Source organism: Acinetobacter sp. YH12068_T (genome assembly GCF_024606005.1).
Lineage (GTDB): Bacteria > Pseudomonadota > Gammaproteobacteria > Pseudomonadales > Moraxellaceae > Acinetobacter > Acinetobacter amyesii.
On the sequence record NZ_CP094555.1, the window covers coordinates 262,541 to 286,287 of the forward strand.

A 23,747-nucleotide genomic window follows, 5' to 3' on the forward strand; every position below is an offset into this window, starting at 1 on the left:
CTTTAATATGGCACTAAAATCTGCCGATTCACGTTGTAGTGGAGACTCGCTTTGCCTAATAATCCTGTTTTAAACCATCACATTTCTTCGCAATTCAATGAAGAGTTGCAGGATGTGCATACCAAATTTATGACCATGGGTGGTTTGGTGGAGCAGCAGGTTGCAAATGCCATTCATGCCTTATTGGATACGGATGCAACAATGGCGATTGATGTTCAATTTCAAGACAATACGGTGAACCGTATGGAAACTGAAATTGATGAAGCGCTTACCCTAATTTTGGCGCGTCGTCATCCTGCTGCGATTGATCTACGCATGGTGATTGCGATGTCGAAAGCCAACACCGATTTAGAACGGATTGGTGATGAAGCGGCAAAAATTGCCCGTATTGCACAAAGCTTGTGTGAAGAGGGTGGTTCACCGCGTGGTTATATGGAAACACGTCATATTGGCAACCAAGTCCGCGTGATGATTCATGATGCGCTTGATGCCTTTGCACGTTTGGATGTAGATCAGGCTTTACGTGTTCTTTTGGCCGATGCTGATATTGACCGCGAGTACCAATCGGCAACCCGTACCCTCATGACGTATATGATAGAAGATCCACGGCACATTACTCGGGTCATGAATGTGCTTTGGGTGCTGCGTTCACTTGAACGTATTGGTGACCATGCACGAAATATCTCTGAACAAGTGATTTATATGGTGAAAGGTCTAGATGTCCGTCACACCAGTGTTGAAGAAATTGAGCAAAAAGTTCAGCGTTAATTGAATAAAACCAATATGAATGAAGCCCATCAAACGATGGGCTTTTTTCGATCTAAAATTAACTATGTGTTTCTTCGTCTTCTTCAAAAGTACGGGCAATTTTGTCAATATTTAAACTTTTCGCCATCGCATCGAAGATTTGCTTATAGGCACCTTCTTGATGGTACAAATCGTGATGCTCCCCGTGTTCTACGATTTGTCCGTCTTTCATGACATAGGTGTAATCGGCATCGATAATTTGCGACAAACTATGCGAAATCATGATGACGGTACGCCCTTGCTTAATTTGATCCAGACTGTTTTTAATTTGTTCAGCCGCGATAGCATCTAAACTTGCAGTCGGTTCATCCAAGAAAATAATCGGCGGATTTTTTAGAAACATACGTGCCAAGGCAATGCGCTGTTGCTGTCCACCTGAGAGCAGTAAGGCATCTGCTTCATAGGCATGTGGTAGTTTTAAAATCTGATCATGGATCGAGGCTTTCCGTGCTGCATCAAAGACTTCTTGCTCTGTGGCTGTACTTTTGCCATAGCGAATATTTTCAAAAATTGAACCTGGGAAAATATGATTTTTTTGCAATACCAAACCAATATTTTCACGTAAATACTGTGTATCAATCTGTTCTAAATCGATGCCATCGAGTTTGATATTGCCCGCTTGAGGATGATAAAACTTATCCAGTAAGCTAATTAATGTCGATTTTCCAGCCCCAGATAAACCAACCAAGGCGGTGATTTTGTTCGGTTGGATGGTCATGTTGATGCGGTGCAATGCCTGAAAGCCATTGGGATAGCTAAAGTCGACATTGCTCAATTCAAATTGACCTTGAATCGGAGGCTGGGCAGTGCCACTGGTTTCAATTTCATGATCCGCTTCTAAGATGTTAAAGAAGCTTTCCGAATAAATCATCGCAGAGTTAATTTCATCATAGATACGATGCAGCGAGCGAATCGGGGCAGAGACATTATTAAATAACAACACGTGATACATAATCATCCCGATACTCATTTGCCCATCCAAAACAAAATAGGCTGTCAGAATGATGATCAGTACCACACCGACCTGTTCAATAAAGGTTTTGAGTCCGTCAAAGATATAACTGGTTTGCCGTGTCTGCATCTGGTTTTCAGTCAGTGACTTTTGCAGATTTAATTGCTTTTTCGATTCGACGGCTTCTTTGTTAAAAGATTTAATGACCGTTATCGAATTGATAATACTCAGAATACCCTGATTTTTCTTTTCAAAATTATCGCGTAGGACACGGCGTTTGCCTGCCAGTTTTTGTGATTGTTTGAAAGTTAGCCAAAAATAAATCGGCACGATAATTGTGGCCACCACGCCAACCCAAACATTGGCATAATACATTAAGCCCAGTGCAATAATCGCACTGGTAAAAAGCGGTAAAATATCAATAAAAAAGATTTGAACCAGTCGTGTGAGCGAGCTGACACCCCGATCAATTCGAGTTTGGAGCTTACCTGCTTGGTTGTCTTGTTGATCGAAGAATGCCAATCGATAGGTGATAAATTTTTCAATAATGCCTTGGGACAAATCCTGAGAAATTAAAATACGTAACTTTTCACCAAACGATTTTTGTCCAAATTGCACGATGGCATTGATGACTTCTTTTCCCAGTAAGACTACGGTGATGGTGATTAATATATGCCAACCATTGGCTAGACCGAGGCCTTGTTGTAAAAGCTGATTGATGCTGTCTACGGCATATTTGAGTGTCAGGGCATTCACCTGTGCCGTGAGTGAGCCAATTAAGGTCAAGATCAGCGTCACGACTACCAGCCAGCGGTATGGCTGTACGAATGGACGTAATTTTTGGAAAAGCTGCCACAGGTTCATAAGCAATTATTTTTATTGTGAATATGAGCTTTAGTCTAAGACTGAAAATTCTATGCGACAAGTAATGACAATGTTTTGATTTGTGACGAGAGTTTTTCGGCTAAGATATTTTTTTAATGTGCTCACGACATCAGCATCACGCTGCTGTGCCAAACAGTGTTGAGTTGAACCGATGAATTTTGAATTATTTACGCCTGAACCGCATGCAAATCTGTTGCCCTATGATGGTGAAGTTGAAGATTATGGATTGATCTTCAACGCCGAAGAGAGTGAAAAATATTTACGCTATTTCCTCACGCAGTTGGCTTGGCAGCATGATGAAGTCATTTTGCATGGACAGTATTTTCAAACGGAACGAAAAGTGGTTTGGTATGGAGATGCTCATTATGAGTATCACTATTCAGGCATGCAAAAGCAGGCATTGATCTGGAATCCAGCTTTACTGCGCTTAAAGCAACATATTGAGCAACGGGTGGGTCAGACGTTTAATTCCTGTTTGGCCAATTTATACGAAAATGGTACGCAAGCGGTGGGGTGGCATAGTGATGATGAGCCATCTTTGCTTTCACCCACACAGCAGGTGGTGATCGCATCTTTGAGTTTTGGGGCAAGCCGTAAGTTTTGCTTTAAACATAAAAGCACTCAAGAGAAAGTACAGCTTTTACTGCAAAGTGGACAGTTGATCGTGATGCGTGGGCAAACCCAACGATATTGGAAGCATGCCCTAATGAAGTCGATGAAAGTGACCGAGCCGAGGGTGAATTTAACCTTTCGTTATTTCTATGATCAACAGCCGTAAAAAAAGCCCATATATAGATGAGCTTTTTTCTTTCTCTGAGGAAGAGTATAGCGACAATCAACTGAAATCATGGAACACATGGTTAAGATGACTGCTAAAGAACAATAATCATATTATGATAATTTATCTAATATTTATAATTAATAAATTCAATTAATAATATAAATTTATCAGATTAATTAAATATCATCTTTACAACATCGCATCAGTTGTGCGCAATCTGATCAGATTTAAATGGCGTCCGATTCTTCCATCATACTGCTGTATTTTTTCTCAATACGCGCTGTACAGTCTTGCATCATTTCTACGACTTTTTGAAAATTCATAAATTCAAAACGATTTTTAGACGCCAATAGGGTCAAAGCAAGCGGGGGTTCTTTACTGGAAAATTTAATCGGAATCGATAAGCTCGACATATTCGGGTCAACTTCACCATTGGAAAAATAATAACCCTGCTTTTTAATCTTTTTCATTTGCAGCATAAATTCTTCTTCATTATGCGCAAAACCAACTTGAGATAACTCGTCCGCAAAACGGTGGTAATAATCTAAAATCCGTTGCTTAGGTAACTGCGACAAAATCACTTTAGACGATGAGCCTTTGTACATTGGACGTGGGCTACCTCGACCATATGCCAAGGCAGTATAGTCCTTATACAGTTCATGATGTACATCAATACATGAGTCGATATTCAGATGCGTCAATAAGCAACAAGACTCTGTGCGTTCCACAATTTCTTTCATGAAGGGAATGCTAATTTGCACCAATGGATCGGTGGTGCGAGAAATAAAATCAAGCACAGCAATTTTTGAACCCAGTGTGTAATCGCCAGAAGTCCCACTGAGGCGCTGCAATAATTCAGCAGAAACCAGTTCTTTTAAATAGCGATAGCTCGTTGGTTTAGATAAGCCTAATTCTTCACTAATAATGTCGACATTGATGATGGGACGAGCAACTGAAAATAAGTCGAGTACGGTGAGAATTTTACCAAAACTGGAAAGCGCCATAAGAACCTGCTTGGTCACAATAAAAATGAATCGTTAAGTTACTTTATAACAAATTGCTCGGCCTGATGTTGCGCTTTTCTACACTGGAAATGAAACAAATCTGAAATATCACAGGGTTTCTTGGGTTATTCTGATAAAAGCATAATAAAAAATTGAAATACGCATTTAAAATATAGGTCAATTATCAAAATAAGATATTAATATTGACTTTAATTTGTTTTTTTAGCAAAATTGCTATGAAAATATCCTATATTGAATAAATATTGCCCATATGTTCGATGCGCAGGGAATATTGCACACTACTTTTTGTATTCAAATGGTTTGAAACACGATTTGAATCGCTTCTTTACTTATTGAAATTTCTAGTCATTCCTGTGCCGTGATACAGGTTGTGCTGTCGAATGTTTAAGCATTCGATACGAGGCCGTTTTCACTAAAAAGAAGCAAACCGACGAGATCAATCATGCTGCTGACGAAACAAATACTCGCTTTTCGGCCCAATAAAATGGACTGGATTTTTGCGACCAAAACGTTCATCGCGGGCATATTGGCATTGTATGTGGCCTTTGTACTGAATTTGGCTTATCCGATTTGGGCAATTGGCACCGTTTTCGTGATCGCGAATCCATATTCAGGGATGACGTCTTCAAAAAGTTTGTATCGTGTATTAGGAACATTCTTAGGGGCGGCTGTGTCAGTGGTGGCACTGCCACATCTTATTCATATGCCAGTACTGTTTACGGTTTTTTTGGCTGTTTGGGTTGGGTTTTGCTTGTATTTGTCACTGCTAGACCGTACGCCTCGTAGTTATGTTTCCATGTTGGCGGGTTATACCACGGTCATTATCTGTTTTAACGTGGTGTATTTTATTGATACCGCTTCGATCTTCGATATGGCCTTGGGGCGTTTTCTGGAAATTACGGTGGGTGTGGTATGTAGTGCCATCGTGACCACGACGTTATTTCCAATGCATATTGGCCCTGCAGTCGAAACACGGGTGAGTAAAACCTTTGCCGATACCAAAGAAATCTTTGATCAGATTTTATTAGAGCCGGCCGAACTAGAAAATTATTCTAAAAATCTTGGCAATATTGCACGAGATATCGCGGATATACATGTCATGGCGGTGCATTTGTCTTATGAAAAATCTACCCTAAAAGGCATGACACGTCCATTGCAGGAAATCTTGCATCAGTTGAGTTTGTTGGTCAGTAACTTGGTGGCCATGTCTGAACGGATGAAACAATTAGACGGTCTGGACACACATTATCGGACGGCACTCAAGCAAGCCCATGAACATATTGCCGCGTTTTTATTAGATCAACATCAGATTAAGGAAAGTGAACTTAATCAATTGCCTGAACAGTTTGAGCAAGATTTTCAACACATTCAGGCACAGGCATTGCCGTCACAGCAGGTGATTTTGGGCAGTCTAAAAATGGATATTCGCCATTTTATTCAGAATATTCGTGCGATTCGTCTGCTTTGGCAGCGGGTACAACAAGGCGACTCCACTTTACCAGCCACACTGACCGCCTTGAGCAATAGTCATTATCCGACTTTGCACCGAGATGCGGGGGTTGCTATTCGTGGCGGAGTGTCTGCTTGTCTAATTATTTTAATTTCCACGGGTTTTTGGATCGTTAGTGGTTGGAAAGCTGGATTTATGATGGCTGAAATGGCTGCGATCAGTGCCTGTATTTTAACGGCAATGGATAATCCTGTTCCTGCATTGAAAATGTTTATTCGCGCCAATATGTATGCAGCGGTCGTGGTCTTTATCTACGCCTATGGCATTTTCCCGCATGTGACCGCCTTTTGGCAGTTGATCGTGGTGTTAGCACCGTTTGTGATGTTCTGTTTGATGCTGTTTTTACATCCGCCTTTGATTGGGATCAGCTTGCCACTTTTGATGGGCACCATCATGGGACTGAATTTTCAAAACCGCTTTAGCCTCGATCAGGTGTTTTTCTTTGATGCATCGATTGGGACGGTTTTGGGACCCATTATTTCGGTGTTTATTATTCATCTAGTGCGTGCAATGTCACCAGATATGACGGCCCAACGCATACTTTCACAGCATTACAAGGCACTGCGTCAGGCTTTATATCTGCCATACGGCTTACCGTTTCGGGTGCATTTACGCAGTATGTTGGACCGAATCGGCATCCTAAATAGCAAAATGGTGCAATCAGGGAACTTGAAACAACAGATCGAGTGGGCTTTGGTGGAAGCCAGTGCGGTGATTGATTTGACCCGCTTGCAAGAACTCATGAATAAACTCGATCCGAATGATGCACTGCTCAGCGAACTCGAAGAGTTACAACAAGATTTAGATGACTATTTTCGTGCCATGGAACAAGGGCAAAAGAATGTCTTTATGAGCTTCAAACAGCAAATTGTAGAGCGAGTTCAACGATTGAATCAGGCCGTTCAGGGTGTGGAAAACGACGATGTTATGCATCGAATTCTGTATTCACTGAACAATATTCAAAGCAGTTTGTGTCATGTTCTAACACAGCAGACTCCAAATCATTTACAGGTCGAGGCACAACATGGGTGAGCTAAATGTATATGGCGTCTATGTGCCCATTCTATTGATTCAAGCGGTATTGGCCTATCTGTTATTGCGGGTCATCATGCGTTTGCTTGACCGATGGATGGCGCAAGATTGGGTGCCGATGCCCAATATTTTTTATTTGGGTGTATTTGTGATGTTGCTTTGGCTGGTGCATGAAATCTTTATTTTCTGCCAGTTCTAAGCCCCTAAAAAATGAAATGATTGAGGTAATCGTATGACCAATTTGAATGTCCGAAAATATGTTCGGCCTGTATTGTTGATAATCGTGCTATGTGGCGCATTACTTGCGCTGAAACATATTTGGGGCTACTACAATTCGGAACCATGGACGCGTGATGGACGGGTACGTGGTGACGTGATTCAAGTGTCATCGGATGTTTCAGGTTTGGTCACAGACGTTTTAGTTCAAGACAACCAACAAGTGAAAAAAGGCCAAGTGCTGTTTCGTATAGATGTGGCACGTCAAGCTTTGGATGTTGAGCAAGCCAAATCTGACCTGGCGAAAGCCAAAGCAGGACTGGCAGGGGCTGAAGCGCAGCTTGCTGAAGCCAAAGCCAATCTAGTGAAGTCACAAGCCAATATTAATCTTGCAGATAAAAATGCAAATCGTTATGCAAGTTTGATGGACGGTGCGATTTCAAAACAAGAACAAGATCAAATGTTTGCAGTACGTGATCAATCACATGCAGAGCATGAACAAACTCAGGCAGCGATTGAACAAGCCAAAGCCAGTATGGTGCAGCAAAAAGCCCTGATTGAAGCGGCCAATAGCAGTTTGCATTTGGCAGAATTGAATTTAAAACGTTCGGAAGTGGTTGCACCAACAGATGGAACATTGTCTAACTTTGAACTCAAAGCAGGGAATTACGTCAAAGTCGGACAAGCCGTAGCGGCCTTAATTGACCGTCAACAGTTATATGTTGTGGGATATTTTGAAGAAACTAAACTGGATAAAATCTATGTTGGCGCTCCAGCAACAATCCAACTGATGGGAAGTTCTGATGTTTATAAAGGCCATGTACAAGGCGTTGCCACAGGGATTGAAGACCGTGAACGTACCTCGACTGATGGCTTACTTGCCAATGTTAATCCAACCTTTAGCTGGGTCCGTTTGGCACAGCGTGTACCAGTGAAAATTGTACTGGATGAAGTACCGCATGATCAGTTGGCTTTTGTCGCGGGTCGAACCACCACGATTCATATTGTGGATAAAAACTAAGTTATCCCCAATCATTTCATTTGCGCAGCATTGAGTGATCAATCTTGCGCATAAAAAAGCATCCTCTTTTGGATGCTTTTTTATTTGCCTGTTTGTTGAAAGCGCTTAAGGTTTCAGTCCAACTGGATTTCGATACCAACTTTCAATAAACAATGCTGCAGCAAGGCTGTCGGCAGAAAGATTCTTCGCACGGCCTTGGGCTTGATAATGATCTAATTCATCACGCGCTTCACGTGTCGTTAAGCGTTCATCGACCATCAAGGTTTCAATATTGGTTTGGTGGCGAAGGCGTCGTGCAAATTTACGCGCACGTGTGGAGAGTTCAGATTCGCTATCATCCATATTGAGCGGTAGACCCACGATGAACAAATCCGGCTGATACTGTTTCACAATCTTGAGTAGATTATCCCAATTGGGAATGCCATCTTTCATGGGAAAGAGTGGCAGGGGATTTGCACTTTCAATCAAGGCTTGTCCCACAGCCATTCCTGTTTTTTGTGTGCCAAAGTCAAAGGCCATAATCATTTGATATTGTGGTAAATCAGGCATGTCCAATCTCAGATGATAACCACGTGCGGTCTACGCCCATTTTTTTATAGGCAGCGTCCCAGCGGTCGTCATAAGGTAAGTTAAATATTAAATCCATGTCTGAGTCACAAATGAGCCAATCACCCCGAGCAATTTCTTCTTCTAATTGGCTTTTACCCCAACTGGCATAGCCTAGAGCCACCTGATAACGACCCACACCTTCATTGTGTGCAATCGCATCTAAAATATCTTTAGACGTGGTAATGCAGACATTTTCACCTACAGCAATAGACGAATGCCATGTCGGTTGACCGGTATGAAGAACAAAACCTGCCTCTGGGCGCAAAGGACCACCTTGCAACACTTCATGAGGATGCACATTATCTGCCTCAATTTCTAAATCATTCAATAGTTCTTTGATCTGCAAGCCCGAAGGACGATTAATAATGATGCCTTGAGCGCCATCTTCATCATGTCGCGCTAAATAAATCACCGTATTGGCAAAGAATTCATCGTTCATTTCGGGTGGAGCAATCAGGCAGCGGTGTGTGAGGTATTGTTTAGTCACCTAATGGCTTCTCCTTATTGGGGTAAGTTTCATTCTTGGGGGAATTGCATTCGAATAACGTTGTATTTATCAACATACTAGACTCACAAGTTTTCAACAATGAGTTTTTCTGCAAATTCAATATTTGTCATGCTCGACCAGTGAGGGACATGCTAAAAATCTTCATCGTGCAGGCGGGTCTGCAATGTGGTGAATTGTGAAGCGATGATTGGTGATTTGAACAACAGCAGTACAAAAGTGAGGAGAAGATATACGTGATGGATGACTGAGATTGCTTAAAATAGCAGGATAAACTGAGGGTAAAACAATGACACATTATTCAAAAATAATAGGGATGGCACTCTGTGCAAGCCTACCTATTTCAGGCTTTGCAGGAAGCGCTGACTTACAAAAACATGAATCTCAGGTGATTAAAAAATATAAAAACTTAAATTTTTATGAGGTCAATGAAGCGATAGAACGTGAAATTGTGGATGTCATTGCGGCAGATCCGAGCAGTTTTCACTACGGATTTACGCAACTTGAAAAGCAAGGTTTTGTTCATGTGCAATATTCACCAGATAAAAAACTTAAATTTTATAGTTTTGATGTGTCTGGCGGAGGCACCATGGGGGAGTGGAGCAGCTATGTGCAATATGCAACGGGAAAAACGCAACATTTAGATCAATTTGACTCAGGCTATATCAATCAAATTTTGCCGGTCAACATCCAAAATAAAACCGTATATTTGGTGAAGAGTTATTATAAAGGTGATAATTGCAGTGGACTACATCATCTAAGAGCTGTTGAAGTTGGACCAAAACAGTTACTTAAATCTTATGTATTTCAAACTAAGCAAAAGAAACTAGATCAAATCTCGGTAGATTATGACTGCCATTATGAAACCGATCGTCGTAGCGGTAATGAATATCTCAAAATCAGTCCGAAACACGTGGATGTTATGTTACTCAATCAACAACATCAGCCGCAGTATAAATATTTACGCTATAGCTTGGGCTCAAAAGGCTTTGTCTATCAAGGCATTATTAAATAGAAGTCGTAATTAAATAGAAGTTGTATCACAAGTGATAAAAAAAGCCTTAGTCAAAGTGAACTAAGGCTTTTTTATTTAAGACATTTACGGTGATTTAGCTGTGCTGAAACTTTAATTGTCGTAATTGTTTTGCGTGTTGTAAGGTCGTTTGACTAATCTCCACACCACCAGTCATTCGAGCCAGCTCTTGAATCCGATCATCTTCTTCTAATTCGATAATGGTACTGCTTGCAGGATCCGTTTGACGTTTTTTCACCAACAAGTGCTGATCGGATTGTGCTGCAACTTGCGCTTGATGCGTGATACATAGAATTTGAACATGCTGCGCCAAATCAGCCAACAAACGCCCCACAATTTCTGCCGTTCCGCCACTGATCCCGACATCAATTTCATCAAAGACTAACACTTCGGATTCGGTTTTTTCAGCATTCATCACTTGCATGACTAAGGCGATACGTGACAATTCACCCCCCGATGCCACGCGTGCTAGAGGCTGAGCAGGAATCCCTTTGTTGGCTGTGAATAACAGCTGAATAAAGCTTAAACCTTCACTTGAAGCTTGTTCTAGAGGCTCAAATTTAAATTCAAAATGAGCCTCTGGGAGCGCGAGCTGCTTCACTTGTTCAGTCAACTGCTTCGCCAATGGGGTAGATGCTTCACGACGAATATCATCCAAATGCTGTGCTTTGGTTAAAAAGTCTTGATGAGACACTTCCACTTGTTCTGCCAACGTTTCAGGATCTTCCAGCTGATGCAGTTGCTCTAACTCAAGTTGCCACGCTTCGTATTCTTGTTTTAAATCTTCAGGCTGAGTACGATATTTACGCGCTAAGCGATGAAAAACTTCCAGTTTGGTATTTAATTCGTCCATACGTTCAGGATCGAAACTTTGACGATCAATAAACTGACGTAAATTTGCGGTGGCATCTTCAATTTCACTTTGAGCGTTCAGTAGCGACGTATAAATTTCAGAAAGTTGTTCACTACGTCCTGCATGCGATTCAATTCGACGAATGATCGCGCCCATTTCTTGATTGATATTTTGCTCGGCGTCATCGAGGGCATTTAGACCATAGCTACAATCCTGCATGATATGTTCATGATGACTGAGACGGTCAAATTCTTGCTCGATTTCTTTGTAGTCCGTTTGCACAAGGTCTTCAAGTTCTTCCAATTGAAGTTCAAGCGTTTCTATCCGTTGCTTACGTGTGGCTTGGGCGTCGAGTGCTGCTTGGTGCTGTCGAATGTCCTTTTGCCACTTGCTATAGGCATCACGAACGGCTTGAGCCGGCTGATAAAAATTGTAATAGCGATCTAGCCAATGTTTTGGATAGGGCGGTTCTAAGAGTTGTTGTTGGCTGTGTTGGCTATAGAGTTGTACCAATAAGCGGCCAATTTCTTTTAACTCAGATAAGCTGCTCGGACGTCCATTAATCCATGCTTTGCTGCGACCTGTTGCAAAAATCACGCGACGTAAATGAATTTCTCCAGACTCATCATCCAGCTCATGTTCTTTGAGCCACAGTGCTTCAGGACTGTACTCTTGGTAGCTAAAGGTCGCTGTCACATCGGCTTTGTCTGATCCATAGCGCACATAGTTGGTGTCTGTTCGTTCACCTAAACATGCTGATAGTGCGTCTAGCAGCAAAGATTTACCAGCACCTGTTTCACCCGTCAGGACGTTAAAGCCTTGTTCAATGTCGATGGCTAAATGGTCGGCTAATGCAAAATTGATCAGAGTTAAATGTGTCAGCATAAACGCATCCGAGCTGCGAAAAGTTCTAGTTAAAGATAATTAAGTTTTGTTTTGGTCACAAGATAAGTTTTATTTTAAGATGACGAAAAACCTCATAATTCTATCCTAAATTTCAGTTTAATAAGAAATTAGTTTCGTATCTGCCGTAAGCACGCAGTGTAGTGATGCAAAGAGTAAATGATCTTGCATAACGTGAGCTTAAACCATCCAACATTTTGCTAAGTTCTCACAAAACACGTTTGTGTATGTATTCTTGTATCTAATCTAAAGTGTTATTGCCTTAAAACGTCATGATTTGGTCTCTTAAATCCGTCCATATAATTCATTATCCATATATATCTGTGAAATGATTTTGCAGCGTTTCTATAGACCCTAACTAGGACTTTAGTGGATGAAATAAAAAAAGTATTTTGTACAAAAGTACAGTTTGTTTTAGATTCTCAATGTCAAGATAGTGAGATGGTATTGGGACATATCCACTTCTCAGATTTTTGTAATTATCTATCTCAAAATTTTCAACACTGATTGATTAGTTTTTGCAGCACAATTAAACTACTTCGATCAAAATATTATAAATATGCTTTATCTGGAGAAAACGCATGTCAGCACAGTTTGATCATGTATCAGTCATCAAAAAATCAAATGTTTATTTTGGCGGTCTATGTATCAGCCACACTGTGCAATTTGAAGATGGAACCAAGAAAACACTGGGTGTGTTGCTTCCAACTGAACAAGCGCTGACTTTTGAAACCCATGTACCTGAACGTATGGAAATTATTTCAGGTGAATGTCGTGTTCAAATTGCTGATAGCGAAGAAAGCGAACTATTCCGTGCGGGTCAATCATTCTACGTGCCAGGTAATAGCCGTTTTAAAATTGAAACAGATGAAGTCCTGGATTATGTGTGCCACTTAGAAGGCTAATAATTCAATCCATTTAGGCACAGTTTTTTAACTTCAAATCGGTTAAACTATGTGTCATAGCATAAATCCTGTAAAGCTTGCTTTGCAGGATTTTTCTTTTTGATAACCTAAGCTGTGCGCTGGGTGATCATACCCTGTTTAAAAGTTTTCGAAGTTTGCAAATTAGAGGTCGTTCATGGCGAAACCGGAATATTATTATGGCGTTCATTCAGTGGAGTCATTACTGGAACTTGAGCCAGAACGCGTATTAACTTTATTTGCGTTAAAAGGACGTGATGATCAGCGTTTAAAACGTATTTTTGAGTTGGCAGAACCGTTTGGTGTCAGCATTCAAAAAGCTAGCCGTGATAGTTTGGAAAAACTTGCGGGACAACCGTTCCATCAAGGTGTGGTCGCGGCTGTACGCCCCCATCCAGTCTTAAACGAAAAAGATTTAGAGGCTTTATTACAAGCCAATCCCAGTGCTTTGCTATTGGCTTTAGATCATATTACAGACCCACATAACCTTGGTGCATGTATCCGTACAGCGGCAGCTATGGGCGTTGAAGCCGTGATTGCACCGCGTGATCGTTCAGCGACGCTTACCCCAACAGCCCGTAAAGTTGCTGCTGGTGGTGCTGAAAAAGTGAAGTTTATTCAGGTGACCAACTTGGCGCGTACATTGGCTCAAATCAAAGACGACTTTAATGTACGCGTGGTCGGCACCATGCTAGATGAAAAAGCTTTGCCGATTCAAAAATTTGACTTCACTGGTACGGGTGTATGTGTGGTGATGGGCGCTGAAGATACAGGTTTGCGTCCTATTACGCAGGCGCAATGTGATCAAACTGTTTACATTCCAATGGCTGGTAACTTGCAAAGCTTAAATGTCAGTGTCGCAACCGGTATGGCATTGTATGAAGCATGTCGTCAACGTAACAATGAATTGAAATAGAAGTGATGATGTCTCCCCAAAAGCAAGGTTATTTATATGTTTTCATTACCATGTGTATTTGGGGTGGATTCACCTTAACGGCGCGTTTAAGCGCCAATTGGGGAATCAGTGCTTGGGACATTACCGCACTTCGGTTTGCTTTGGCATTTTGCATCTTAATGCCAATTTTGATTTATAAAAAAGATACGGCTTTTTTATGGAAGAAAGAGCCTTTTATCCTCGCCATGCTCGGCGGGGTGACCTATTGTTTAACAGCCTATAGCGCATTTCATTATGCTCCTGCGGCCCATGCTGCAATTTTCCTCAATGGTTGTATTCCCTTATGTACAGCCATAGCCGCGTTTCTGATCTTCAAACAGCCGATCGATAAGCATACGTGGATCAGTGTGGTGATTATGGTCTCTGCCATTAGCTTAATGAGCTATTTAATGTACGTCGAGACTGGTGTGGCATTTGGTTTAGGTGATTTGCTGTTTTTTATCAGTGCCATTTGGTGGGGAATATTTACGGTATTGCTTAAGCAATGGAAGCTCTCTGCTTGGCATGCCATGGCGGGGGTTGCGGTTTGGTCTGCCGTGGTATTCGTGCCTATTTATCTACTATTTTTCCCTAAACATTGGTCTGACCCAGAGCCATTGCAACTCATTGGACAAGTTATCTTTCACGGTATTTTTGTGGTGATTATTGCGACTTTAACGTATGTAGAGGCGATCAAGCGTCTGGGTGCATTTAAAGCCGGAAGTATCGTAACTTTGGCACCTTTTATTGCTGCAATTTTAGCGGTACCGCTGCTGAATGAACCCTTAAGTTTTGCAATTGTGTGTGGATTGGTCGGGATGGGGATTGGAGCGATTCAACCGTGGAAATGGTTGGGACGAAAGGACAGTCTAGAGCAGCAACTCGAACAACAAAAAAAGCAGTCTGAGTAAGACTGCTTTTTTATTTAGCTTTTTTCAGCGTACCCTAAGTACTTGAGATGCAACGGCCGAAGCTGTGCATAAAGATGATCTAAATGACCATCATTCAGCACGATATCATCTGCAATTTTTTGCTTTTCCTGACGCGACATTTGCACTTGAATGATTTTTTGGATTTGCTCGATATTTTGACCATCGCGCTGTGATGCACGCTGAATTTGCAATTGTTCTGTGGCATCAATAAGTAAGGTGTGATTGGTTAATTCATGTTGATTGGTTTCAAATAACAGCGGCGAAACCAAGATGACATAGGGGCTGGTGGCTTCATTTAACTGTTGGATAATGGACTGACGTATTGCAGGATGGGTAATGGCTTCAAGTGCTTGACGTGCTGTAGGATCTTTAAAGATATATTCACGTAAAGCGCGCCGATTTAACTCACCATTCGCAAGTAAAACCCAATCACCAAATTGTTGTTGAATCTGAATCAGTGCGGGTTGCCCCGGTTCGACAACCTCGCGAGCAACGATATCAGCATCGACGACTTGAATGCCTTGGAGTTCAAACCAATTGCTTGCAGCAGATTTTCCGCTACCGATACCACCTGTTAAACCCAAGACAAATGTCATACAACCACCTTACTGACCCAAATAAATTTTCATAATTTGATCACCCCATAAAAAGGCGATCCATCCAGCGATGGCAATATAGGGACCAAATGCAAAAGGTTGGTTTTCTTTACGAACTTTGAGCAAAATAATGCCAATGATTGCACCTACCAGTGAAGAGAGTAATACAATCAGTGGGAGCAGGAAAGGGCCCATCCATGCACCCAAGGCAGCTAAAAGCTTAAAGTCACCATAGCCCATACCTTCTTTGCCAGTGATGATTTTAAATAAAAAGTAAACAATCCATAGGCATAAGAAGCCGATGATATATCCCCAAATGGCTGAGGTTGCAGAGGTATAAATGGCATAGCTATTCACGCCAAGCCCGAGTGCAGCCAAAGGAAGGGTATAGCGGTCAGGTAAAAGTTGGGTGTCAAAGTCAATAAATGTTAAGGCAATCAATACATAAGTCAGCACCAAACCAAACAGCATCTGGATGGTTGGACCAAAAACTGCAACAACAATCAGCGCACAGATCATGGTGAGTAATTCGATCAGTGGATAACGGCTACTGATCGGGTTTTTGCAACTTCCACATTTTCCGCGTAACACGATCCAACTGATGACTGGAATGTTTTGATACCAACGAATGGGCGTTTTGCATTTTGGGCAGGTTGAAGCAGGTGTGCTCAGTGTGATCTTTGTTTCGTCAATAATCGGTTGATCCGGATGTAAAAACAGTTGGCAATCCGTACGCCATTCTTGTTCCATCATCTTTGGTGTGCGGTAAATTACCACATTCAAAAAACTACCGATGCAAAGACTAAAAATCCCAATTGCGATATATAACGCAATTGGGGTATTAATTAAATATGTTATTAATTCTTGCATTAAACCACAGAACCCATTTGGAAGATTGGAAGATACATTGCAATCACAAGACCACCAACGAGGACACCTAGTACCGCCATAATCAAGGGTTCCATCATCGAAGTTAAGCCATCTACGGCATTATCCACTTCATTTTCATAATGGGTTGCCACTTTGTCTAGCATAGCATCCAAGGCACCGGATTCTTCACCAATAGCCACCATTTGAATCGCCATAGATGGGAATTTATCAGTGACACGCATCGCAAACTGCAGCTGTTGACCAGTCGCCACATCTTCACGAATTTTCATGACTGCTGTTTCATAGACCACGTTGTTGGTTGCACCTGCAGTTGATTCGAGCGCATCGATTAAGGGTACACCCGCGGCAAATGTGGTTGCCAAGGTACGGCTATAGCGGGCAATAATTGCTTTATAAACCAAATCACCAAAAATCGGTGCTTTGAGTGCAGCTTTGTCTAAGAAGTCTCTGAAAGCTTTGCTACGTTTTTTTGCTTCCATGAAACCGGCAATCACAGCGCCAATTCCAATGATGAGGAAGAACCAATATTTTTGCATCCATTCCGACATGTTCACTACCATTTTGGTAAAGGCAGGTAGGTCTGCACCAAACGATGAAAACAAGTCTTGGAATACGGGAACTACTTTCACCATCAAAATGATCGTCACAATAACCGCGACAACAATTACCGCTGCTGGGTATTTCATGGCTTTTTTGATTTTTTGCTTAAGCAATTCACTTTTTTCTTTGTAAATTGCAACACGGTCTAACATGGTTTCAAGTGCACCCGATTGTTCACCTGATTCAACTAATGAGCAAAATAGGTTATCGAAATACTGCGGATATTTTCGCAGCGCACCGGCAAAGGTATTACCGCCTTCAACTTCACCTTTAATCCCCAAGACTACTTCACGCATAGCTGGGTTTTCTAAGCCTTCCGCCACGATTTCGAACCCCTGAACAAGCGGTACACCGGCTTTCATCATGGTTGCAAGTTGGCGCGTGAATACCGTGATATCCAAAGTGGATACTTTCTTTTTCATCAAGCCTTCGAGAATATTTTTACGTTTTTCTCGAATGGTTTTAATGGTGATGCCTTGCTTACGTAAAGTAACTTTGGCTAAAGCCATATTACGCGAAGGCATTTCCCCTTTGATTTTCGCCCCTTTGCGATCCACGCCTTCATAACTGAAGGTTGGCATCATCTGCGCTTTTTTTACAGCCATGAATTTATCCTTATTTTTAAATACTAATTCACTTACTCACTGGTCACACGATTGACTTCTTGAAGTGAAGTCACCCCCTGCATGACCTTAATTAAGCCTGAACGGCGTAAATTGTTGAAACCTGCTTGATTTGAAGCTTCGGCAATTTGTAAGGCATTGCCGTCTTCCATAATAATTCTTGAAATTTCAGGTGTCACTTTCATGACTTCGTAAATACCCACACGACCTTTATAGCCTTCACGGCATTCGGCACAACCCACAGGCTGGTATATTTGGAATTCTGGTGTATTTAAATCATCTTCGGTAAAACCAAGCTCCAATAGACTTTGTTTTGGTACGTCTACTGTTTCTTTACATTGTGAACATAAGCGTCGTGCAAGTCGCTGCGCAATGACAAGGTTTACGGATGTCGCGATGTTAAATGAAGGCACGCCCATATTGCGTAAGCGTGTCAGTGTTTCAGGTGCACTATTGGTGTGCAGTGTAGACATCACCATGTGACCTGTTTGAGCCGCTTTAATTGCTATTTCAGCCGTTTCTAAATCTCGAATCTCACCGACCATCACAATATCAGGGTCTTGACGTAAGAATGATTTTAAGGCTGCAGAGAAGGTGAGGCCGACTTTATTATTTACGTTGACCTGATTGATCCCTTCTAAGTTAATTTCCACAGGATCCTCGGCCGTTGAAATGTTGGTATCTTCACGGTTGAGAATATTTAGACCTGTATATAGAGATACGGTTTTACCGGAACCCGTTGGACCGGTAATGAGCAGCATGCCTTGTGGTTTTTCTAAAGCCTGCATGAACAGTTCTTTTTGATCAGGTTCATAACCCAACGCATCAATTCCTAGCATCGCACTAGATGGATCAAGGATACGTAGAACAAGTTTTTCACCAAACAATGTCGGTAAAGAGTTCACACGGAAGTCGATAGCTTTGTTCTTTGACAGTTTTAACTTGATACGACCGTCTTGAGGTATACGCTTTTCCGAGATGTCCATTTGTGACATGACTTTTAAACGCGAAGCAAGTCGAGTCGCGAGCTGCAAGGGCGGATTAGTAATTGTTCTTAACACGCCATCGACACGGTAGCGGACGCGGTAAGACTTTTCATAGGGTTCGAAATGTAAGTCGGATGCACCCATGCGAATGGCGTCGACTAGTAGTTTATTGATGTACTTAACAATCGGCGCTTCATCACCCGTTACCTCATCTTCATCTTCTTGAGATGGATCGGGTGTTTCACTATCTAAATCAAGATCAAAGTCATCATCAAACTCAAAAGTACTTTCTTCAGCGAAGTTCTGCTCAATTAACTTTTCAAGTTTGTCATGTTCAACAATAATTGTTTCGGTATTTAGCTTACTACCAAATCGGATGGCATCTACTGCTTCAATATTGGTGGGATTACTGATCGCAACGAATAATAAATTGCCATGTTTAAAAATAGGCAAAATACGATGCTTGGTAATGAGTTTATCTTCAAATTCATCACGTATAATTAAAGACGTATCATAAGTTGAAATATCAAAAACCGGTTCACCGAACTCTATCGAGATGGTTTCTGCGATCAGGCGTGCTGAAAGGCGATATTCCTGAATCAAATGCGGCACGATATCTTGATGAGCCTTTTTTGAATTTTGCAGCGCTGCTTGCATTTTTTCGGCAGACAGATGCCCTTCGTCAACTAAGCGACGAATAAACCCCGTAAATCTTGAAGAACCTTGAACTGCTGTCATGCTTTTACTTGCCTATGCTTCAGTCTGTTTATAATTGGTATAGCAAAATTATACTTTTGTTGCACAAAAATACCATATCTTAAAGTGTTGTCACTAGCTAAGAATTGGTAAAAAGCATGAACCAGTCCTTAAATCTGCTTAATTTTTTTACAGAAAAGTGAAGATCTTGGAATGACTGGTGTGCTTCGAAGATGCAAATGTGTTGAAATTTATCTTCAAAATTATGAATTACGTGTAGAATGTGCCCGATTTCATCTTTGTCATGTGGGATAAATATGTCGGGTTCGACGATTACGCCTTGGGTAGTGGGTAACTGGAAAATGAACCCATTGCAAGCCGATGCTGGCGCACTTCTTAAGAATTTTAAGCAATTATTAGATGAACAAAATATTGCTGAAGCGGCATGTCATATTGGGGTTGCACCAACAGCTATTGCTCTGACCACGGTGCAAAATGAATTAACACAAGCTAGCCGTAACATCATAACCGTTGCACAAGACGTTTCTCGCGTTGCAGGTACAGGTGCATATACGGGTGAACTCAGTGCTGAGCTATTAAAAGATTATGGTGTTGAATTTGTACTGATTGGTCATTCGGAACGCCGTGAAATATTCGCTGATCAACCGCATATCATTAATGAAAAAGTAAAAAATGCATTAAACGCAGGTTTGACTGTGATTTATTGTGTGGGTGAAAGCTTAGAACAACGTGAAAGCGGCCAAGCAGAACAGATTGTGTTACAACAAATATGTGATATTGCTGCTGTTGTACAAGCAGAGCAGTGGAAACAAGTTGTGGTAGCTTATGAGCCAATTTGGGCCATTGGCACAGGTAAAACAGCGTCACCTGAAGATGCGCAAGCGATGCACGCTAAAATTCGTGAAGGTTTAAGCCAAATCACCCCAATGGGACTTCATACTGCGATTCTTTATGGTGGTAGTGTAAAACCTGAAAATGCAGTAGAGTTGGCAGCCTGTCCGGATATCAATGGTGCGCTGGTCGGTGGCGCATCATTAAATGCAGAGTCGTTTTATAAAATTGCTCAAGCATTTGCAAATACAAAATAATTAGGAGTTCAGCATGCATACGTTTGTGCTGGTGGTACATATTATCTTAGCGATTTTAATGATCGTGCTGATTTTAGTTCAGCATGGTAAAGGCGCAGATGCGGGTGCATCTTTTGGTGGCGGCGGTGCTGCAACTGTATTTGGTGCATCGGGTTCGGGTAACTTTATGACCCGTTTGACTGCGATTTTAACGGCTTTGTTCTTCGTTACGAGCTTGACACTTGCTGTGTTTGCAAAGAAACAAACGACAGATGCTTATAGTCTGAATGCGATTTCTTCAGTACCGACTGCGCCTGCAAAATCGGCTGAAACTTCGCCAACTGCACCAAAAAGCGCTGAATAATTTATTTAGAGCTTTCTTTTTTGACGTGTTGCGACTAGAATGCGTCACAGCTGCGGTGGTGGTGGAATTGGTAGACACGCTACCTTGAGGTGGTAGTGCTTTCGGGCGTGGGGGTTCAAGTCCCCCCTTCCGCACCAACTTATAATCCAGAACATAAGTTGGTGTATGCAGCAAAACTCTGTTGATGCGGGATGGAGCAGTCTGGTAGCTCGTCGGGCTCATAACCCGAAGGTCGTTGGTTCAAATCCAGCTCCCGCTACCAATCAATTCTATTTTTAAGATGCAAACTTTTAAATGGACAGCTTTTAAAGCTGAGAAAATTATTTGCATATTGATGCGGGGTGGAGCAGTCTGGTAGCTCGTCGGGCTCATAACCCGAAGGTCGTTGGTTCAAATCCAGCCCCCGCTACCAATCTTATATAGCACACAATCTATATAAGCAGTTTATCTGAAAGTCATTGTGATGTTGATGCGGGATGGAGCAGTCTGGTAGCTCGTCGGGCTCATAACCCGAAGGTCGTTGGTTCAAATCCAGCTCCCGCTACCAATCCTCTGAGATGCAACTCAGTAGGGCAATTCTTCAGGTTGTTTTAGATTGAAAATGACCAAGAAATTGTATATAATTTTTGCATGTTGATGCGGGATGGAGCAGTCTGGTAGCTCGTCGGGCTCATAACCCGAAGGTCGTTGGTTCAAATCCAGCTCCCGCTACCAAGTTTCTAAAAGAGGCTCACAACTAGGTGGGCCTTTTTGCACAGTGGACTATGGTTTTCTGTGTAATAATGGGGCGATTTACGCCCTTTTTTATTGGCTATCGTGTAGTGTCGACAGTATTTTGGTCAAACCGTCATGTTTCACTACTACTATAGTTTCGTATTGGTCTGTAGTGGTCATTTCGACCATCGAATCGCACAAATTTGACGAGAGTAAATGAAGCTATCAAATAAAACTCAAGCACTTCAGGACTTAATTGCCCCAGCGGTGCAAGCATGTGATGTAGAACTTTGGGGGATTGATTTCCAACCTCAAGGAAAACGTTCACTGTTACGTATTTATATCGACCGTGAAGTTGATGAAAATGCAGAACCTGTCATCAATGAAGATGGCGAAGTTGAGCAAGGCCGTGGTATCGGCGTGCAGGACTGTGTTCGTGTCACTCAGCAAGTGGGTGCGATGTTGGATGTACATGATCCAATTTCAGGCGAATATGCATTGGAAGTGTCATCTCCAGGTTGGGATCGTCAGTTCTTTAAATTGGAACAAATGACGGCATACATTGGTCAGCAAGTCGCTTTGCGTTTGATCAGTGCTGTAGATAATCGTCGTAAATTCCAAGCCAAACTTGTAAACGTAGACCTTGAGAACGAAATGATTCAGGTTGAAGTTGAAAAGCAACAAGTGTTGGATATTGACAGCCACAATATTGATAAAGCAAATCTGGTTTTCCAAGATTAATTTAATAAATAAGAATCTGAACGAATAGGTGACTTATGGCTCGTGAAATTCTTACCGTAGTAGAAACGGTTAGTAACGAAAAAGGTGTAAGTCGTGATGCAATTTTTGAAGCGCTTGAACAAGCTTTAGTTGCAGCGACTAAGAAGAAATTCTACGAGGGAACTCACTCGGAAGAAGCTCGTCTACGTGTAGAAATCGACCGTCGTACTGGTGATTACCGTACTTTCCGTCAATGGGAAGTGGTTGCCGACGAAGATCACGAAATGCCAGCATGCCAAGATGCGATCTCTGATGTAGATCCTGCAAAATGGGCAATTGGGGATATCCGTGAACTTGAAGTTGAATCGATTGATTTCGGTCGTATTGCGGCACAAATTGCGAAACAAGTGATTGTTCAAAAAATTCGTGAAGCAGAGCGAGCGCTAATTGCAGATGCTTACGAATCTAAAGTTGGTGAACTCATCTACGGTGAAGTGAAAAAACAAACCAAAGATGGCTTTATCATTGATTTAGGTGACAATGCAGAAGCATATCTTGCGCGTGAAGAAATGATCGCTAAAGAAATTCTACGTCCTAAACAACGTGTAAACGCGATTTTGTTTAACGTAAACCGTGAAGGCCGTGGTGCTCAGTTATTACTTTCTCGTTCTAAACCAGAAATGCTTATTGCATTGATGAAGAAAGAAATTCCTGAAATTGCTGAAGAAATCATTGAGATTAAGGCTGCTGCACGCCAACCTGGCGTTCGTGCTAAAATCGCTGTGAAAACAAACGATCACCGTATTGATCCTGTAGGTGCATGTATTGGTATGCGTGGTACACGTATCCAAGCAGTTCAATCAGAGTTAAATGGTGAGCGTATTGATGTAGTCGTTTGGTCTGATGACGCGGCACAGTACATTGCAAGTGCTCTAGAGCCTGCTGATGTATCAGGTATCGTGATTGATGAAGAAGAACGTACTGCAGATATTATTTTTGCAACGAGTGATCAGTTAGCACGTGCAATTGGCTCTCAAGGTCAAAACGTACGCTTAGCATCTGAATTGACTGGTTACAAGCTCAATATGATGCTTGAAGAAGAATATCACGCACGCCAACAAAACGAAGCGCAACAATATTTAGATATGTTTGTTACACGTCTAGATATTGATGAAGACTTAGCGATGGCGTTGGTTGAAATGGGTTTCACATCATTAGAAGAAATCGCGTATGTTCCTGCGGAAACATTCGATGAGATCGAACTTGATGCTGAAACTGTTGAAATGCTACAAGGTCGTGCAAAAGAAATTGCATTGGCTGATGCATTGAAGCAACAAGAAAACATCCAAGAGCCAAGCGAAGAGCTTGCTGCAATGGAAGGCGTGACTAAAGAAATCGCATATGCGCTTGCCGCTCGCGGTGTGGTAACTGTAGATGATCTTGCAGATCAAGCCACTGACGATATCTCTGATATCGAAGGTTTAGGTGCTGAAAAAGCAGGTCAACTTATTATGAAAGCGCGCGAATCATGGTTTAACTAGGAGGTAA

General features: G+C 41.8%; 22 protein-coding genes and 5 tRNA genes. 18 read left to right on the forward strand and 9 right to left on the reverse strand.

The annotated features are described in order from the left end of the window. Positions 1-51 precede the first annotated feature (51 nt). Positions 52-768, forward strand: a complete 717-nt coding sequence (gene phoU / locus MST18_RS01235; protein ID WP_078189433.1) for a phosphate signaling complex protein PhoU — start codon at positions 52-54, stop codon at positions 766-768. Between the two features lie 58 nt (positions 769-826). On the opposite strand, the gene MST18_RS01240 is transcribed toward phoU, so the two are convergent. Beyond that, entirely contained in the window at positions 827-2,623 is a 1,797-nt protein-coding gene (locus MST18_RS01240) for an ABC transporter ATP-binding protein (RefSeq protein ID WP_180133254.1), read from the reverse strand. A 172-nt stretch (positions 2,624-2,795) separates the two neighbouring features. On the opposite strand from MST18_RS01240, the gene MST18_RS01245 reads away from it, so the two are divergent. Then, positions 2,796-3,422, forward strand: coding sequence for an alpha-ketoglutarate-dependent dioxygenase AlkB (locus MST18_RS01245; RefSeq protein WP_180026531.1), 627 nt, complete (start codon positions 2,796-2,798; stop codon positions 3,420-3,422). A gap of 230 nt (positions 3,423-3,652) precedes the next feature. Here MST18_RS01245 and MST18_RS01250 read toward each other — a convergent pair whose 3' ends face one another. Continuing rightward, positions 3,653-4,429, reverse strand: coding sequence for an IclR family transcriptional regulator (locus tag MST18_RS01250; protein ID WP_180062785.1), 777 nt, complete (start codon positions 4,427-4,429; stop codon positions 3,653-3,655). 463 nt (positions 4,430-4,892) lie between these two features. Between MST18_RS01250 and MST18_RS01255 the strand changes: the two genes are divergently transcribed. The 3 genes from MST18_RS01255 to MST18_RS01265 are packed head-to-tail and all read left to right on the forward strand — an operon-like array spanning position 4,893 to position 8,229. Then, a complete protein-coding gene (locus tag MST18_RS01255; RefSeq protein WP_180133253.1) occupies positions 4,893-6,992 on the forward strand; it encodes an FUSC family protein in 2,100 nt (699 codons plus the stop codon). Beyond that, complete coding sequence (locus MST18_RS01260; protein ID WP_168378210.1) at positions 6,985-7,191, forward strand: DUF1656 domain-containing protein; 207 nt, start codon at positions 6,985-6,987, stop codon at positions 7,189-7,191. The genes MST18_RS01255 and MST18_RS01260 overlap by 8 nt, the downstream gene beginning before the upstream one ends. A 33-nt stretch (positions 7,192-7,224) precedes the next feature. After that, positions 7,225-8,229: an HlyD family secretion protein gene (locus MST18_RS01265; RefSeq protein ID WP_180133252.1), complete on the forward strand. Its 1,005-nt coding sequence runs from the start codon at positions 7,225-7,227 to the stop codon at positions 8,227-8,229. Positions 8,230-8,334: 105 nt separating this feature from the next. Here the strand turns inward: MST18_RS01265 and ruvX are convergent, their stop codons facing one another. Both ruvX and MST18_RS01275 read right to left on the reverse strand, forming a co-directional pair. Continuing rightward, positions 8,335-8,778: a Holliday junction resolvase RuvX gene (ruvX, locus tag MST18_RS01270; RefSeq protein WP_078192570.1), complete on the reverse strand. Its 444-nt coding sequence runs from the start codon at positions 8,776-8,778 to the stop codon at positions 8,335-8,337. Then, positions 8,771-9,325 (reverse strand): YqgE/AlgH family protein, encoded by a 555-nt coding sequence (locus tag MST18_RS01275; protein ID WP_180022050.1) that lies wholly within the window; start codon positions 9,323-9,325, stop codon positions 8,771-8,773. The genes ruvX and MST18_RS01275 overlap by 8 nt, the downstream gene beginning before the upstream one ends. A 307-nt stretch (positions 9,326-9,632) precedes the next feature. Here MST18_RS01275 and MST18_RS01280 point away from each other — a divergent pair, with 307 nt between their 5' ends. Next, a complete protein-coding gene (locus tag MST18_RS01280) occupies positions 9,633-10,358 on the forward strand; it encodes a hypothetical protein (protein ID WP_180126959.1) in 726 nt (241 codons plus the stop codon). A 94-nt stretch (positions 10,359-10,452) separates the two neighbouring features. On the opposite strand, the gene recN is transcribed toward MST18_RS01280, so the two are convergent. Next, positions 10,453-12,114 (reverse strand): DNA repair protein RecN, encoded by a 1,662-nt coding sequence (gene recN / locus MST18_RS01285; protein WP_180133251.1) that lies wholly within the window; start codon positions 12,112-12,114, stop codon positions 10,453-10,455. Positions 12,115-12,713: 599 nt separating this feature from the next. On the opposite strand from recN, the gene MST18_RS01290 reads away from it, so the two are divergent. The 3 genes from MST18_RS01290 (at position 12,714) to MST18_RS01300 (ending at position 14,900) form a co-directional block, all read left to right on the forward strand. Next, positions 12,714-13,037, forward strand: coding sequence for a pyrimidine/purine nucleoside phosphorylase (locus MST18_RS01290; protein WP_067763086.1), 324 nt, complete (start codon positions 12,714-12,716; stop codon positions 13,035-13,037). 175 nt (positions 13,038-13,212) lie between these two features. Then, a complete protein-coding gene (gene rlmB / locus MST18_RS01295; protein WP_180133250.1) occupies positions 13,213-13,971 on the forward strand; it encodes a 23S rRNA (guanosine(2251)-2'-O)-methyltransferase RlmB in 759 nt (252 codons plus the stop codon). Between the two features lie 8 nt (positions 13,972-13,979). Next, complete coding sequence (locus MST18_RS01300; protein WP_373686666.1) at positions 13,980-14,900, forward strand: DMT family transporter; 921 nt, start codon at positions 13,980-13,982, stop codon at positions 14,898-14,900. A gap of 14 nt (positions 14,901-14,914) precedes the next feature. Here the strand turns inward: MST18_RS01300 and coaE are convergent, their stop codons facing one another. From coaE to pilB, 4 genes are read right to left on the reverse strand one after another with little or no spacing between them, the layout of a single operon-like run. Continuing rightward, positions 14,915-15,517, reverse strand: a complete 603-nt coding sequence (coaE, locus tag MST18_RS01305; protein WP_180133248.1) for a dephospho-CoA kinase — start codon at positions 15,515-15,517, stop codon at positions 14,915-14,917. Positions 15,518-15,526: 9 nt separating this feature from the next. After that, positions 15,527-16,387 (reverse strand): A24 family peptidase, encoded by an 861-nt coding sequence (locus tag MST18_RS01310; protein WP_180133247.1) that lies wholly within the window; start codon positions 16,385-16,387, stop codon positions 15,527-15,529. Continuing rightward, complete coding sequence (locus MST18_RS01315; protein WP_078192563.1) at positions 16,387-17,613, reverse strand: type II secretion system F family protein; 1,227 nt, start codon at positions 17,611-17,613, stop codon at positions 16,387-16,389. The genes MST18_RS01310 and MST18_RS01315 overlap by 1 nt, the downstream gene beginning before the upstream one ends. A gap of 32 nt (positions 17,614-17,645) precedes the next feature. Beyond that, on the reverse strand, positions 17,646-19,355 hold the full coding sequence (gene pilB, locus MST18_RS01320) for a type IV-A pilus assembly ATPase PilB (RefSeq protein WP_180133246.1): 1,710 nt from the start codon (positions 19,353-19,355) through the stop codon (positions 17,646-17,648). 275 nt (positions 19,356-19,630) lie between these two features. Between pilB and tpiA the strand changes: the two genes are divergently transcribed. The 9 genes from tpiA (at position 19,631) to nusA (ending at position 23,740) form a co-directional block, all read left to right on the forward strand. Next, positions 19,631-20,422, forward strand: a complete 792-nt coding sequence (tpiA, locus tag MST18_RS01325) for a triose-phosphate isomerase (RefSeq protein ID WP_180133245.1) — start codon at positions 19,631-19,633, stop codon at positions 20,420-20,422. Between the two features lie 13 nt (positions 20,423-20,435). Further along, positions 20,436-20,765, forward strand: coding sequence for a preprotein translocase subunit SecG (secG, locus tag MST18_RS01330; protein WP_078192560.1), 330 nt, complete (start codon positions 20,436-20,438; stop codon positions 20,763-20,765). A gap of 52 nt (positions 20,766-20,817) precedes the next feature. Beyond that, positions 20,818-20,902: transfer RNA gene (locus MST18_RS01335), tRNA-Leu, on the forward strand. 48 nt (positions 20,903-20,950) lie between these two features. Then, positions 20,951-21,027, forward strand: a tRNA-Met gene (locus MST18_RS01340). A gap of 73 nt (positions 21,028-21,100) precedes the next feature. Next, positions 21,101-21,177 (forward strand) — tRNA-Met (locus MST18_RS01345). A 58-nt stretch (positions 21,178-21,235) separates the two neighbouring features. Beyond that, positions 21,236-21,312 (forward strand) — tRNA-Met (locus MST18_RS01350). Positions 21,313-21,402: 90 nt separating this feature from the next. After that, positions 21,403-21,479, forward strand: a tRNA-Met gene (locus MST18_RS01355). Between the two features lie 216 nt (positions 21,480-21,695). Beyond that, positions 21,696-22,220, forward strand: a complete 525-nt coding sequence (gene rimP, locus MST18_RS01360) for a ribosome maturation factor RimP (protein ID WP_078192559.1) — start codon at positions 21,696-21,698, stop codon at positions 22,218-22,220. Positions 22,221-22,255: 35 nt separating this feature from the next. Further along, positions 22,256-23,740, forward strand: a complete 1,485-nt coding sequence (gene nusA / locus MST18_RS01365; RefSeq protein WP_078192558.1) for a transcription termination factor NusA — start codon at positions 22,256-22,258, stop codon at positions 23,738-23,740. Positions 23,741-23,747 lie beyond the last annotated feature (7 nt).

Bases quoted from the DNA above. Each gene is read 5' to 3' on its own strand.
- MST18_RS01240 (WP_180133254.1), bottom strand. From the start codon at position 2,623: ATGAACCTGTGGCAGCTTTTCCAAAAATTACGTCCATTCGTACAGCCA.
- MST18_RS01250 (WP_180062785.1), bottom strand. From the start codon at position 4,429: ATGGCGCTTTCCAGTTTTGGTAAAATTCTCACCGTACTCGACTTATTT.
- coaE (WP_180133248.1), bottom strand. From the start codon at position 15,517: ATGACATTTGTCTTGGGTTTAACAGGTGGTATCGGTAGCGGAAAATCT.
- recN (WP_180133251.1), bottom strand. From the start codon at position 12,114: ATGCTGACACATTTAACTCTGATCAATTTTGCATTAGCCGACCATTTA.
- MST18_RS01255 (WP_180133253.1), top strand. From the start codon at position 4,893: ATGCTGCTGACGAAACAAATACTCGCTTTTCGGCCCAATAAAATGGAC.
- MST18_RS01310 (WP_180133247.1), bottom strand. From the start codon at position 16,387: ATGCAAGAATTAATAACATATTTAATTAATACCCCAATTGCGTTATAT.
- secG (WP_078192560.1), top strand. From the start codon at position 20,436: ATGCATACGTTTGTGCTGGTGGTACATATTATCTTAGCGATTTTAATG.
- tpiA (WP_180133245.1), top strand. From the start codon at position 19,631: ATGTCGGGTTCGACGATTACGCCTTGGGTAGTGGGTAACTGGAAAATG.
- rlmB (WP_180133250.1), top strand. From the start codon at position 13,213: ATGGCGAAACCGGAATATTATTATGGCGTTCATTCAGTGGAGTCATTA.
- pilB (WP_180133246.1), bottom strand. From the start codon at position 19,355: ATGACAGCAGTTCAAGGTTCTTCAAGATTTACGGGGTTTATTCGTCGC.
- MST18_RS01315 (WP_078192563.1), bottom strand. From the start codon at position 17,613: ATGGCTGTAAAAAAAGCGCAGATGATGCCAACCTTCAGTTATGAAGGC.
- ruvX (WP_078192570.1), bottom strand. From the start codon at position 8,778: ATGCCTGATTTACCACAATATCAAATGATTATGGCCTTTGACTTTGGC.
- MST18_RS01290 (WP_067763086.1), top strand. From the start codon at position 12,714: ATGTCAGCACAGTTTGATCATGTATCAGTCATCAAAAAATCAAATGTT.
- MST18_RS01260 (WP_168378210.1), top strand. From the start codon at position 6,985: ATGGGTGAGCTAAATGTATATGGCGTCTATGTGCCCATTCTATTGATT.
- MST18_RS01280 (WP_180126959.1), top strand. From the start codon at position 9,633: ATGACACATTATTCAAAAATAATAGGGATGGCACTCTGTGCAAGCCTA.
- nusA (WP_078192558.1), top strand. From the start codon at position 22,256: ATGGCTCGTGAAATTCTTACCGTAGTAGAAACGGTTAGTAACGAAAAA.
- MST18_RS01300 (WP_373686666.1), top strand. From the start codon at position 13,980: ATGTCTCCCCAAAAGCAAGGTTATTTATATGTTTTCATTACCATGTGT.
- MST18_RS01265 (WP_180133252.1), top strand. From the start codon at position 7,225: ATGACCAATTTGAATGTCCGAAAATATGTTCGGCCTGTATTGTTGATA.
- MST18_RS01245 (WP_180026531.1), top strand. From the start codon at position 2,796: ATGAATTTTGAATTATTTACGCCTGAACCGCATGCAAATCTGTTGCCC.
- rimP (WP_078192559.1), top strand. From the start codon at position 21,696: ATGAAGCTATCAAATAAAACTCAAGCACTTCAGGACTTAATTGCCCCA.